Below are 13037 nucleotides of genomic sequence, written 5' to 3'. Positions count from 1 at the left end.
CCGCATCAAGCGCCCACACTTATCGACTGTTAGTTTTTAAAGATCGGTCCGCCAAACCCGCCGCGCCTGAACCACCACTACCCGGCACTGCTTCGTTTGCGTCGCTGCGTCTGCAGCAGAGAAACGGGATTATGGAGAGCGGTCGACAACACGTCAATACCCTTCTGCGAATTTATTTTGGGAGCAAAGACTGCCATCTCCATCGCATTGCCGCCAGCCCTAAAAAAGAGTCAACTCTGGCCAGACCGAAAATCAGCGGAAATAGTTAGTCATCCGATTCAACCCGCCGAAGTCCTGATACCGACAAAACAAAGTAGTCCGAGCACGGCTCGAACTCACCACCGCTCCCCAAATTAAAGTTCTACCCTTCCCCGCCGTCAATCAGATCATCCCGCCACTTAAATTAGCTGCCGACTATGGACAATCTCGTCGACGCACACGTCGAGGACACCCAGCCCGCCGCGGCATCCCCGATGCTCGAGCCTGATACGGTGCCGGTAGGCACGCCGCTCCCATGGCCGATCGTCGATGCCGACGGCACGCTGCTCTTCGCAAGCGCGACGACGCTCGCGACCACCGACGAGCGCGCCTTTCTGTTTCAACACTTCCGCCCGCAACGCGGCGACCTGTTCGACCTCGGCGCCCAACAACCGCCGGCGCCAACCGCCCAGCCTGACCACGCCGGTGAGTTGACGCTGAAGGACATGCACCTCGAGATCGGCACATTGATCGGCATGCGTTCGCAACTCGGCAGCGGCGCGCCGATGCAACCTTGCGGCATCATCGGTTTCGCGCCGAATCATGCGCTGTTCGTCACGCCGCCGATGCTGCAGGGCCAACCGCTGCCGCTCACGCCCGGCGAGAACGTCGAGGTCGTCGCGATCGCGAGTCAGGCCGTGTTCCGTTTCGTCTGCACGGTCGAAGCGGTCTGCCGCGTGCCGTTCGACTATGCCGTGTTGTCGAGGCCCGGTATGGTCCGCCGGCTCCGTGAGCGCAAATCGATCCGCGTCCACGCGCACCTGCCCGTGCGGTTTGGCATCGGCGGGAGCGGTGACACTTACGAAGGCCTTGGACTCGCCAAGGGCATCAGCGCGCTCGGCATGTCGTTGAGTGCGTCATGGACACTGGGCGAAGTCGGCGAGCGGCTGCGCATCGCGTTCCGGCTGAAGTCGGCCGAATACGATTCACAGATCGAGACGACGGCGGTGATCCGCAACGTTCAGAAGGGCAAAACGCCTGGCGAGCCGTCCATGCATGGGCTAGAACTGGATCAACTCGATTCCGTTCAACAGATGGCGATGAAGGTGTTCGTGTTCGATCGTCAGGAGAATGTGCAGCACTGGTCCAACGGACTGAAATAAGCGGTACGGCCACAAAAGCAACGCGCGTGCGGACACAGCAGCGTCGACCTCGCTGCGCGCACATCGATCAGCCGAGCAACTCTTCCGGCGTCAACCGCCGCGCTCCCCAGGCATCGGCGAGCACCTCGCAACGACCGAGCCGTATCGCACCACGCTCGAAATCGACGAACACGACTTCATCGACGTCGGCCGGCCGCGCGGGTTCGTCGCTCGTGCGGCCGTCGGTCAGAATCCATAACCAGCGCTGCTGGGCCGGCCGTCGCCGCGCGCAGCGTTCGAGCAGTTGCGCGGCGCTGCGCACGCCCGACGCGAGCGGCGAACCGCCGCCTCCGCCCACGGGCGCGAGCCATCGCTCGTTCCACCAGCGCGGCACGGCGGGGCCGAAGCGCACATCCGCTCCCGCACCGCCGAAGCAGATCAGCGCAGCCTCGGCGCGCATCGCACTCGCACGGTCGAACAAGGCAGTCAGTAGACCCTTCGCCAACGCGAGGCGTTGGCCCGCCAGCATCGACCCGGAGCAATCGAGCACGAAGCAATGCAGCACACCGCCACGCGGCACTTCCCGTACGAAACGCAGATGCTCACGACGCAGCGTGTGCTCGCGCATCGCGGCGAGCGTCGGTGGCCATGCAATGCGCCTGCCCGGTTCGCCGCGCGACGTGTCGCGCGAATCCGCCCCCACGCCTTCTCGCCATCGAAAACCGCTGCGCGAGTCAGCGGCGGCGCCTTTCCGATGGCTCAGCGTTTTTTTGCGTCGAGCGCAATGACGCCTTTGACAGGCAAAGCCGCCGTCGGCTCGGGCGGCAGGTAGCCCCACTCGGAGTCGGCGGAAGGTGTCGTGGATGCGGCCGTATCGCCGGATGCACCCGCAGCGACGTCCCGTGTCGGCGCCGCGCTTTCTGGCCGGCGCTGATTCGCATGTTGCGAATCATGCTGACGCCGCCGATGAAGCAGCACCGGATCGGCAACGCGCTCCACATGCCGCACCGTCACCGCACCTGCCCGTTCGAATGCGGCCAGCGCGCGCGCCGCGCGCAGCATCACGAGGTCGGCGCGCAGGCCGTCGACGGCCGCGTCGATGCATAGCGCGCTCACGCGCGCATGGACGGCGTCATCGAACGACAGCAGCGGCAGCGCCGCGCGCGCCGAGCGAATTCGCTGCACGTATGAAGCCTGCTGCTCCGCGTAAACGGTACGAAACCCAACGGGATCGAGATCGAACGCGAACCGCGCTTTGACGATCGCCTGCCGCACCTGCGGCTCGAACGCGTTCTGCAACTCCACCATCAGACCGAAGCGGTCGATCAATTGCGGCCGCAACTCGCCCTCTTCGGGATTCATCGTGCCGATCAGCACGAAGCTCGCGTCATGACTATGCGACACGCCATCGCGTTCGACGGTATTGACGCCGCTCGCCGCCGCATCGAGCAACGCATCGACGAGCGCATCGGGCAGCAGATTGACTTCGTCGACGTACAGCACGCCGCGATGCGCCTTCGCGAGCAGCCCCGGCGAGAAGCGCACCGAGCCGTCGCGCAGCACGCTTTCGATATCGAGCGTGCCGATCAAACGATCCTCGCTCGCGCCAAGCGGCAGATTCACGAGCTCTCCCTCCGGCAGCAGTTCCGCAAGCGCGCGCGCGGCAGTCGACTTCGCGGTGCCACGCGGTCCGCTGATCAATACGCCGCCCAAGCCCGGGTCGATCGCCGCGAGCACCAGCGCCTGCTGCAACGAGGCCTGGCCGATCAGCGCCGCAAACGGAAAAATGGGCCGCGCCGCCGTACCCGATACACAGGCGGAGCAACCTGCGTCGTCCGCTCCTCGCATCGCTCCATTCATGTTTGTCTTCCTTCGATCTGCTGTTCGCTCGCAAGCAGATGCGTTTCCACCTGCGCGCGATAGTCACCCGGCTGCTGCCACAGCCCCCGCTGCATCGCCTCGAGCAAACGCTCGCAAATCGAATGCAGCGCATGCGGATTGTGCCGTTGCATGAATGCGCGCGTATCGGCGTCATTCAGATAAGCATCGGCGACGAGCGCGTATTGATGATCCGCGATCACGCGCGCGGTCGCGTCGTAGCCATACAGATAATCGACGGTCGCGGCGATCTCGGCCGCGCCCTTGTAGCCGTGGCGCTTCACGCCGTCGAGCCATTTCGGATTGACCACGCGCGAGCGGATCACGCGCGCGATCTCCTCCTGCAAGGTCCGCACGCGCGGCGCGGCCGGATTGCTGTGATCCGCGTGATAGACGCGCGGCTGCTGACCTGCCAGATGCCGCACCGCCGCGACCATGCCGCCCTGAAACTGGTAGTAGTCGTTCGAATCGAGCACGTCGTGCTCGCGGTTGTCCTGGTTCTGCAGCACGAGGTCCATCACTGCGAGGCGCGTGCCAAACGCTTGATGCGCCTCCTCGCCCGCGCTCTTCTGCGCGTACGCATATCCGCCCCATGCCTGATACGCGTTCGCGAGATCGGCGTCGGTCTGCCATTGGCGCGAGTCGATCATCTGCTGCAGACCCGCGCCGTACGTACCCGGCCGCGCGCTGAACACGCGCCAGCCGGCGCGCTTGCGCGCTTCGACCGGGTCCATGCCGCGCGCGATCAACGCATCGCGTTCGCGCTGCACGCGCGCGCGAATCGGATTCAGCTCCGCGGGCTCGTCGAGTTCGGCAACCGCTTGCACGGCCGCATCGAACAGATGCATCACGTTCGCGAACGCATCGCGAAAGAAACCGGATACGCGCAACGTGACGTCGATACGCGGCCGATCGAACGCGTCGATCGGCATGATCTCGAAGTCCGTCACACGGTGGCTGCCCGGCGCCCATTTCGGCCGCACGCCGAGCAGCGCGAGCGCCTGCGCGATATCGTCGCCGCCGGTGCGCATCGTCGCGGTGCCCCAGACCGACAGGCCGATCGCGCGGGGATAATCGCCGTGCTCCTGCAGATGCCGCTCGATCAGTTGCTGCGCCGATTTCAGGCCGAGTGCCCACGCGGCTTGCGTCGGCACCGCGCGCGTGTCGACCGAATAGAAGTTGCGGCCGGTGGGCAGCACGTCGGGCCGACCGCGCGACGGCGAACCGCTCGGACCTGGCGGCACGAAACGTCCTTCGAGGCCGCGCTTCAGTTGCGTCATTTCCTGCGGGCCGCAGGCGTCGAGACGCGGCAGCACGTCGTCGCGCAGGCGTGCGATCACCTGTGCCGCTTGCGGCAGACTTTCGTCAGCTACGGGGACGGCCTGCGAACGATCCGCGTCATCGCAATCGACACCGCAGACGCCGCGCAACAGCTCGCCCGCGAGCAATTCCAACCGCTCGCGCGTATCGCCGTAATGTCGCCACGGCGCATCGCTGACCCGCTGCAATACCTCGGGTCGCGGGCCGTCCCATGCGGCGGCCCAATCCACCGTCAACGGGTCGAACCGATGATCGATGCGCAGATCGCGCGCCAGCGCGTCGACGAGCCCCGCCTTGCCGGCCCGCCCATCGCCGACCGGAAAGCGCCCGAGCGCGAGCAGCGTGTCGCGCCGCTGCACGCCGCGCGGCGACTGCCCGAACGTATGCAGGCCATCGCGAATCTGCGCTTCCTTCAGCTCGCACAGCCACGCATCGACGCGTGTGAGCAGCGCGTCTTCATCGTCCTGTCGGTTCGGCGCCGCGAGACTCAGCTCTTCGTGCAGCCGATGCTCGACGATCGTCGTCAGAATCGTGCGACGCAAGAGCTTCGCGCGACGCGAATCGACCATCAATGCCTCGTAGTATTCGTCGACCTGGCGTTCGAGGTCCTGCAGCGGCCCATAGTTTTCGGCGCGTGTAAGCGGTGGCATCAGATGATCGATGATCACCGCCTGCGCGCGCCGCTTCGCCTGGCTGCCCTCGCCCGGATCGTTGACGATGAACGGATACAGATGCGGCATCGGTCCGAGAATCAGATCGGGCCAGCACGCGTCGCTCAAGGCGACGCTTTTGCCCGGCAGCCATTCCAGGTTGCCGTGCTTGCCGACGTGCACGACCGCGTCGATGCCGAACTGATGGCGCAGCCAGAAATAGAACGCGAGGTATGCGTGCGGCGGTACGAGCTCCGCATCGTGATAGCTCGCGTAGTCGCCGTGCTCGCGCGAACGCGCAGGCTGAATGCCGACGAACACCTGGCCGCAGCGCCAGCCGGCGATCATGAAGCGGCCGCGCCGTAGCGTGGGGTCCTGCTCGGGCATGCCCCAGCGCGCGTTCAACGCGTCGCGCACGCTCGCCGGCAACGCGTTGAAATGCGCGAGATAGTCGTCGAGTGCGAGGCTTTGCAGGGCCGGACGCAGATCGCGTACGACCGGATCGTTGGTCACGCCTTCGGTCAGCCTGTTCAACAACGCGTCGCCGTTTTCGGGTAGTTCGCCGACACGATAAGCTTCATCGCGCAGCATCGACAGAATGCCGACCACCGACGCCGGCGTATCGAGCCCGACGCCATTGCCGATGCGCCCTTCGCTCATCGGATAGTTGGCGAGAATCAACGCGACTTTCTTGTCGGCGTTATCGAGCGAACGCAAACGGCACCAGCGCCGGCTCAGCTCGGCGAGAAAGCGCACCCGTTCGAGGTCGGGCTGATAGCGGACCACGTCGACCTGCGTATGCGCACAGCGATACGCGAGCCCCTTGAAGCTGATCGCGCGCGTGATGATGCGCCCGTCCACTTCGGGCAGCGCGATATGCATCGCGATGTCGCGCGAATTGAGGCCGTGGTTGTCCTTCAGCCAGTCTTCGCGATTGCCGCCGCTCAGGATCACCTGAAACACCGGCGCGTCGCCGGCGAGCGCGAGCGGCTCCGGGTCGTCGATCGCGGAAGCGGCGAACGCAGTCGTGTTCAGCACGAGCGCGACACCATGTTGCGCGCACAGCGACTGCACGACATCGCGGCTCACCGCATCCTTCAGCGACGTGATCGCGAGCGGCAGCGGATTGAGCCCTTGCGCTTCGAGCGCGTCGATCAGCGCATCGAACACCGCGGTATTGGCGGCCTGCAGATGCGCCTTGTAGAACAGAATCGCGACGACCGGCGCGTCTTGCCGCCAACGCGCCTGCCAGTCGGCGACGATGGGGGTATCGCGCTCGGGGTGATACAGCGACGCGGCCGGCAACGCGCGCGGCGGATCGGGTTCGCGCCCCCAGTCGAGCGCGCGATACGCGATGCAGCGCAAAAACGCCTCGGCGTTCTGCGGACCGCCCTCGCGCAGATAGCGCCACAGCTGCTGACACAACCCGGCGCTCGCGGTGCTGCGCGCGAGCAGGTTCGGGTCTTCCTGCAGATCGCCGGAAAACATCGCGAGTGTTTGCTGTTTGCGCTGCGCGAGCGCGACCACCTGCTCGATGCCGTACGGCCAATACGTTTCGCCGCCGAGATGATCGACGACGACCACGCGCGCATGCTGCAACACGTCGTCCAGATAGAAATCGACCGAGGCAGGCTGACGCAGATACGTGACGTTCGCGAGCCGCACGCTCGGAAAGCCGTCGCCGAGACGCGGCACTACGCTCGCGAGCAGCGACAGCGTGGTGTCGGCGGAACTGAGCACGACGATCTCGGCGGGCTGCTGATCGATGCGGATCACGCCCTGCGTATCGTCGACGAAGCCGCCCGGCGTCGTGCGCAGCAGATGCATGCTGGTGCGCCCGTTTATGCCGTCGCGTTCGACGTCGCGCCGAGCGCCGCGTCGAACGCCTGTTGCAGCGCGTGTTGGTCGAGGTCTGCGCCGATCAGCACGAAGCGGCTCAACGCGCCGTCGCCATTTTCACCCGCTTGCCAGCGCCGGTCGAAGTAGCTGTCGAAGCGCCGGCCCACGCCCTGGATCACGAGACGCATCGCCGCGCCCTGCAGTGCCGCGAAGCCTTTGACACGGTAAATCGTGTGGGTTTCGACGAGCGCCTGCAAGGCGGCGAGCGCCGCGTCGCGCGACGGTACGGGTGCCTGCACGACGACCGAATCGAATTCATCGTGGTGATGATCGGGGTCGTCGGCGGAGCCGTGGTGGTCGTGACGCAGGTGGATCGTCTCTTCCGACGCCGCTTCGAGGCCCAGCAGCGTATGCAGGTCGAGCCGCCCCTGCTGCGCACGTACGATCTTCACCTGCGGCGCAATCTCCGCGCGGATCGCGGCTTCGACCTCGTGCTGCCGCGCGTCGTCGATCAGATCGGTCTTGTTCAGAATCACCAGATCGGCCGCCGACAACTGGTCTTCGAACAACTCGTGCAGCGGCGACTCGTGATCGAGATTCGGATCGGCCTTGCGCTGCGCATCGACGGCGAGCGGGTTATCGGCGAACTGGCCGCTCGCGGCGGCCGGGCCGTCCACCACCGTCACCACCGCGTCGACCGTGAAGCCGTTGCGGATCTGCGGCCAGTTGAACGCCTGCACGAGCGGCTTCGGCAACGCCAGGCCCGACGTTTCGATCAGCACGTGATCGAGTTCATCGCGGCGCTCCGCGAGCTTTTCCATCACCGGGAAAAATTCTTCCTGCACGGTGCAGCACAAACAACCGTTCGCGAGTTCATACAATTGCCCTTCGGTCTCGACGCCGTTTTCATCGCAACCGATGCCGCAGGCCCTGAGGATTTCGCCGTCGATGCCGAGCTCGCCGAACTCGTTGACGATCACCGCGATGCGCTTGCCGCCCGCATGCTGAAGAATGTGCCGCAGCAGCGTGGTTTTGCCGCTGCCGAGAAAGCCCGTGACGATCGTGACGGGGATCTTGCGCAATTGAGTTTGCATCGTGAGGTCCATCCCTTGGCGTTGATCGGTATGCCGGAAAGTCCGCGCGTGGGTCCGCGTCGGCTGGCGAATGGAGCGAATGAAGCACGCGCAGCAGTACCAGCGATCACCAGACACGGGGACGAACGACGGCATGGCCGCGACAACGGAAATACAGAAAGCGGAACTGAGGTCATGAACGCGCCGCCGCATCCCCGCGGCGGTCGTTCTGCTTCTTTGGGCCGGTATCCGGGCTGGCGAAAGCGCCGCTTCCCCTTCCCGGCCGAGTGGTTTCTCGTCCAGTGGTGAAATGTCCACGCGAGCTTGCGCGAGGACATCGAAGCCGGCACTGCGGTGCCCGGCTATCAAGCCGGAACCGCTTTTCGCTTACCGTTGCGGGGACAGCACAGGTTAGCCGCTCCAGAGCAGGTGGCTCCCTGTTTCCCGTTTAACTGCATGCGCACGAGCGCGCATGCGAGCACCCAAAGTGCGTGCGAGTGTAGGCCCGCGGCCTTGCGCAGTCAAGCAACGCACCGAGCCGGAAAGCGCCGCCGAGGCTTATCCGGCAAGGCGCCATGTGCTATCGTATGCGCGCGTTTGGTGCCCGCACATGCGCTCGCGTGTGCAGTTAAACGGGAAACAGGCAGCGCCTCGCGCGTTCAACCTGTGCTGTCCCCGCAACGGTAAGCGACCTGCGGCGCGCGATTCGATTCGCCTTCGATTCCGCCGTGCCGCGCATGCGTTTTTTGATGCCACTGTCCCGCGAATCCACAAACCGGGACGGGAAGGCGAAGCGCATGAGGCCGCCAGCCCGGATACCGGCCAGACGCGGAGGCGGTGCCGCATTGCATCCGTGCATCACGCGGCGCCGCCGGCCGCCGGAATCCGCGGGGAACGGATGTGAAGGCGTAGCAGCGCGGCATCGCGCGTGCCCGGATTCGCAGTTGCGCATGACCTCTATATTCACCGCCGCGCGCGCTGTCGCACGCCGCTTCTCTTCTTCCATCACCGCATGGCGCGCGCCATGCACGCCGCGATGACGCGCGCCTGGCTGATCGGCGCCGGTCCCGGCGACGTCGAACTGATCACGCTGAAGGCCACCCGTGCGCTCGCGCAGGCCGATGTCGTGCTCGTCGACGATCTGGTGAATCCCGACGTGCTGCAGTTCGCGCGCACCGACGCGCAAGTCGTGTACGTCGGCAAGCGCGGCGGCCATCCGTCGACGCCGCAAGCCGACATCGTCGCGCAAATGCTCGGGCATCTGCGCGCGGGACGCAGCGTCGCGCGGCTCAAGGGCGGCGATCCGTTCGTGTTCGGCCGCGGCGGCGAAGAGTTGCAGGCGCTGCAGGCCGCGGGTATCGAAGTCGACGTGATCAACGGCATCACGGCCGGCATCGCGGCGCCCGCGGCGCTCGGTATCGCGGTCACGCATCGTGATCTCGCGCAGGGCGTCGTGTTCGTCACCGGCCACGGCGCCGGCAGTGGCGAACCGGACTGGGCCGCGCTCGCCGCGACGCGCATGACGCTGGTGATCTACATGGGCATGCGCCGGCTCGGCGAGATCGCCCGCGCATTGCTCGCGGCCGGCATGTCCGCCGACACGCCGTGCGCGGCGATCGAGTCGGCGACGCGGCCTGAGCAGCGTCATGTGCTCGCGCCGCTTCGCGAGTTCGCCGAGGCGGTGGCGCGCGCGGGGCTCGGCTCGCCGGCGATCGTCGTGATCGGCGCTGTGGCGTCGCTCGCACTGGCGCGTGATGCGGCCAAACGCGACGCCGGCTTTGCTCACGAACTGGCAGCGAGCGCGACACGACACGGACTCGGACGCGCGATCAAAACGCTGAGCGTCGGCATCGGTTGCCGCTTGCACAGCAAAGCCGCTGAGATCGAAGCCGCCGTCCGCGCAGCGCTCGGATCGAATGCCTTCGAGCAGATCCGCGCGATCGCGACGATCGACATCAAAGCCAACGAAGCCGGTCTGCTCGAATTCTGCTCACGTCATCAGCTGCCGCTGCAACTGTTCAGCCGCGAGCAGATCGCCGCGGTACCGGTCGCGTCGCCGTCGGCGGCGGCACACGCGCATCTCGGTGTCGATGGTGTGTGCGAGCCGTGCGCGCTGCTGGCGGCAACGGCGCAGGACTCCGGCACAACCGCGCAAAACGCGCGTCTAATCGTACGCAAGACCGCGCACGCCGGCATCACGGTGGCGATCGCAGCGGTGAACAATGCTGCCCTTAGCGACGCGCCCCCATCCTATCCCGCCTCTCAAAACCAGGACCCTCGATGAAAACCGATCCGGAATCGCATCAACGCATGACCGAACGCCGCCGCGAAGGCCACGAAAAGAAGCAGGCCGGCGCGACCGTCGAAAAAGGCCTGCTGATCGTCAACACCGGCACCGGCAAGGGCAAGAGCACGGCCGCGTTCGGCATGGCCGTGCGGGTGCTCGGCCACGGCATGCGGCTCGGCGTCGTGCAGTTCATCAAAGGCGCGCTGCATACGTCGGAGCGCGATTTCCTCGGCGCGATCGCGCAATGCGATTTCGTCACGATGGGCGACGGCTACACGTGGAACACGCAGAACCGCGAGGCCGACATGGCGACCGCGCGCAAAGGCTGGAACGAAGCGCGGCGGATGATCGAAAGCGGCGACTACCAGATGGTGATCCTCGACGAGCTGAACACCGTGCTGAAGTACGAATACCTGCCGCTCGACGAAGTGCTCGCGGTGATCAACGCGCGTGCGCCGATGTTGCATGTCGTCGTGACCGGACGCCATGCGCCGGACGCGCTGATCGAAGCTGCCGACCTCGTCACCGAAATGCGCGCGATCAAGCATCCGTATCGCGAGCAAGGTGTGAAGGCGCAGCGCGGCGTGGAGTTCTGAGCGATGTCGGCATCCCCCAACTGGGCTTCGTCCGGGGCGCCCCCCAAGGGGACTTCCTTCGGGGCGTCCCCCCAGGGGACTTCCTTCGGGGCGTGCCCCGCGCTGTTCATTAGCGCGCCCGCGTCGGGACAAGGCAAAACCACGATCACCGCCGGTCTCGCGCGCTATCACCGGCGGCTCGGACGTCGCGTGCGCGTGTTCAAGACCGGGCCGGATTTTCTCGATCCGATGATCCTCGCGCGCGCGAGCGGCGCGCCGGTGCTGTCGCTCGATCTGTGGATGGTCGGCGAAAGCGCATGCCGCAACCTGCTCGCGCGGGCGGCGCAAGAAGCCGATCTGATCCTGATCGAAGGCGTGATGGGCCTGTTCGACGGCACGCCGAGCAGCGCCGATCTGGCGACCACGTTCGGCGTGCCGGTGCTCGCGGTGATTTCCGCGCAGGCGATGGCGCAGACCTTCGGCGCCATCGCATTCGGCCTTGCGCGCTTCAGGCCGCAACTGCCGTTCCACGGCGTGCTCGCGAATCGCGTCGGCTCGGCTCGGCACGCGCAGATGTTGCAGGAAGCACTGCCGCCCGAGTTGCGCTGGTGCGGCCACCTCGCCGCGAGCGACGAGATCACGCTGCCCGACCGCCACCTCGGCCTACACCAGGCCGATGAAATCGACGATCTCGAAGCGCGCCTCGAACGCGCGGCGGATACGCTCGCGTCGACCGCGCTCGCCGAACTGCCGCCGCCGGTCGATTTCGGCGTGCCCTCGCCCGAAGTGCTGCCGCGTCTGCTCGAAGGCAAGCACATCGCGATCGCGCGCGACGCCGCGTTCTCATTCATCTATCCGGCCAACGTCGCGCTGCTCGAAGCGCTCGGCGCGCGGCTCAGCTATTTCTCGCCGCTTGCCGACGAAGCGTTGCCCGCCGGCACGCACGCGCTCTATCTGCCGGGCGGCTACCCCGAGTTGCATCTGGCGACGCTCGCGGGCAACGTGAACAGCGCCGCATCGATCCGCGCGCACGTCGAGGCGGACAAACCGCTGGTCGCCGAGTGCGGCGGCATGCTCTATCTGCTCGACACGCTGACCGACGCGCAAGGCACTAGCACGCCGATGCTGGGCCTGCTACCCGGTCACGCGACGATGCAAACGCGCTTCACGTCGCTCGGCATGCAGCAGATCGATGGCGTCCACGGCACGCTGACCGGCCACACGTTCCACTACTCGAAGCTCGCGACGCCGCTCGCGCCGCAGCGCTTCGCCACGCGCGCGCACAGCGACACGCCCGGCGAAGCGGTGTTCCGCGTGGGCCCGATTGTGGCAACCTATATGCACGCTTACTGGCCCTCCAACCCGGCTTTCACGGCCGCCCTCTTTCATGGCGAAGCCTTTTGACGACTCCGAGCGCGAAGCGGTCTATCGCGCGATTTACGAACGCCGCGACATGCGCCACTTCGTGCCCGATCCGGTCGATCCGGCGGTGCTGCGGCGTCTGCTCGACGCGGCGCATCACGCGCCGAGCGTCGGCTACATGCAGCCGTGGCGCATCGTGCGCATCACCGACGCGGCGCTGCGCACGGGCTTGCGCGACATCGTCGAGCGCGAACGGCTCGCCACCGCCGACGCGCTCGGCAAGCGCCGCGACGAGTTCATGAAGCTGAAGGTGGAAGGCATGCGCGAATGCGCGGAGCTGCTGGTGATCGCGTTGATGGACGGGCGCGAGCGACACGTCTTCGGCCGCCGCACGCTGCCGGAGATGGATCTCGCGTCGGTCGCGTGCGCGATCCAGAACATGTGGCTCGCCGCGCGCGCGGAAGGACTCGGGCTTGGTTGGGTGTCGCTATTCGATGTCGACGCGGTGCACCAGCTACTGGCGATGCCGGAAGGCGCGCGGCCGGTCGCGATTCTGTGCCTCGGCCACGTCGCTGCGTTCTATACCGAGCCGATGCTCGAAACGGAGCGCTGGGCGAGCCGTCTGCCGCTCGCCGATTGCGTGTTCGAAAACCGCTGGCCGCGAGACGAGCCGGCGCAGGAATAACTGATACTCGCGGCCCCGGCGACCCGAG

The 13037-nt window shown here is 66.3% G+C and carries 10 protein-coding genes, 1 pseudogene and 2 riboswitches; of the genes and pseudogenes, 7 read left to right on the top strand and 4 right to left on the bottom strand.

From position 1 onward, the window contains the following. Both HWY30_RS41035 and HWY30_RS10745 read left to right on the top strand, forming a co-directional pair. Positions 1-269, top strand: a 269-nt coding sequence (locus HWY30_RS41035; RefSeq protein WP_208524310.1) for a hypothetical protein, incomplete at its 5' end; no start/stop codon positions are given. Between the two features lie 147 nt (positions 270-416). Further along, on the top strand, positions 417-1361 hold the full coding sequence (locus HWY30_RS10745; RefSeq protein WP_090805910.1) for a flagellar brake protein: 945 nt from the start codon (positions 417-419) through the stop codon (positions 1359-1361). A 67-nt stretch (positions 1362-1428) separates the two neighbouring features. Here HWY30_RS10745 and HWY30_RS10740 read toward each other — a convergent pair whose 3' ends face one another. The 4 genes from HWY30_RS10740 to cobW are packed head-to-tail and all read right to left on the bottom strand — an operon-like array spanning position 1429 to position 8121. After that, complete coding sequence (locus HWY30_RS10740) at positions 1429-2043, bottom strand: vWA domain-containing protein (protein WP_176078877.1); 615 nt, start codon at positions 2041-2043, stop codon at positions 1429-1431. Positions 2044-2099: 56 nt separating this feature from the next. Continuing rightward, the gene (locus HWY30_RS10735; protein WP_090805912.1) at positions 2100-3200 is read right to left on the bottom strand and encodes a magnesium chelatase ATPase subunit I; all 1101 of its coding nucleotides are present in this window, start codon (positions 3198-3200) and stop codon (positions 2100-2102) included. Further along, entirely contained in the window at positions 3197-7015 is a 3819-nt protein-coding gene (gene cobN, locus HWY30_RS10730; protein WP_090805913.1) for a cobaltochelatase subunit CobN, read from the bottom strand. The genes HWY30_RS10735 and cobN overlap by 4 nt, the downstream gene beginning before the upstream one ends. 14 nt (positions 7016-7029) lie before the next feature. Next, positions 7030-8121: a cobalamin biosynthesis protein CobW gene (gene cobW, locus HWY30_RS10725; RefSeq protein ID WP_279613279.1), complete on the bottom strand. Its 1092-nt coding sequence runs from the start codon at positions 8119-8121 to the stop codon at positions 7030-7032. Positions 8122-8323: 202 nt separating this feature from the next. Then, positions 8324-8601, bottom strand: a riboswitch (cobalamin riboswitch). Positions 8602-8681: 80 nt separating this feature from the next. Then, positions 8682-8941, top strand: a riboswitch (cobalamin riboswitch). 195 nt (positions 8942-9136) lie between these two features. Here cobW and cobA point away from each other — a divergent pair. From cobA to bluB, 5 genes and pseudogenes are all read left to right on the top strand, one after another. Continuing rightward, positions 9137-9874: pseudogene (gene cobA / locus HWY30_RS42680) on the top strand (uroporphyrinogen-III C-methyltransferase); the annotation flags it as partial. A 15-nt stretch (positions 9875-9889) separates the two neighbouring features. Beyond that, positions 9890-10384: a cobalamin biosynthesis protein gene (locus HWY30_RS42675; protein WP_425199368.1), complete on the top strand. Its 495-nt coding sequence runs from the start codon at positions 9890-9892 to the stop codon at positions 10382-10384. Then, entirely contained in the window at positions 10381-10983 is a 603-nt protein-coding gene (gene cobO, locus HWY30_RS10715) for a cob(I)yrinic acid a,c-diamide adenosyltransferase (protein ID WP_090805916.1), read from the top strand. Before HWY30_RS42675 ends, cobO begins: the two co-directional genes overlap by 4 nt. A gap of 3 nt (positions 10984-10986) precedes the next feature. Further along, complete coding sequence (locus HWY30_RS10710; protein WP_244144864.1) at positions 10987-12366, top strand: cobyrinic acid a,c-diamide synthase CobB; 1380 nt, start codon at positions 10987-10989, stop codon at positions 12364-12366. Beyond that, the gene (bluB, locus tag HWY30_RS10705) at positions 12350-13009 is read left to right on the top strand and encodes a 5,6-dimethylbenzimidazole synthase (protein WP_090805918.1); all 660 of its coding nucleotides are present in this window, start codon (positions 12350-12352) and stop codon (positions 13007-13009) included. The genes HWY30_RS10710 and bluB overlap by 17 nt, the downstream gene beginning before the upstream one ends. Positions 13010-13037: the final 28 nt, after the last annotated feature.

It is taken from the genome of Paraburkholderia tuberum STM678, assembly GCF_902833905.1.
GTDB lineage: Bacteria > Pseudomonadota > Gammaproteobacteria > Burkholderiales > Burkholderiaceae > Paraburkholderia > Paraburkholderia tuberum.
Note: the sequence above shows the minus strand (reverse complement) of the source record. Positions and strands in the feature narration are given on the sequence as shown.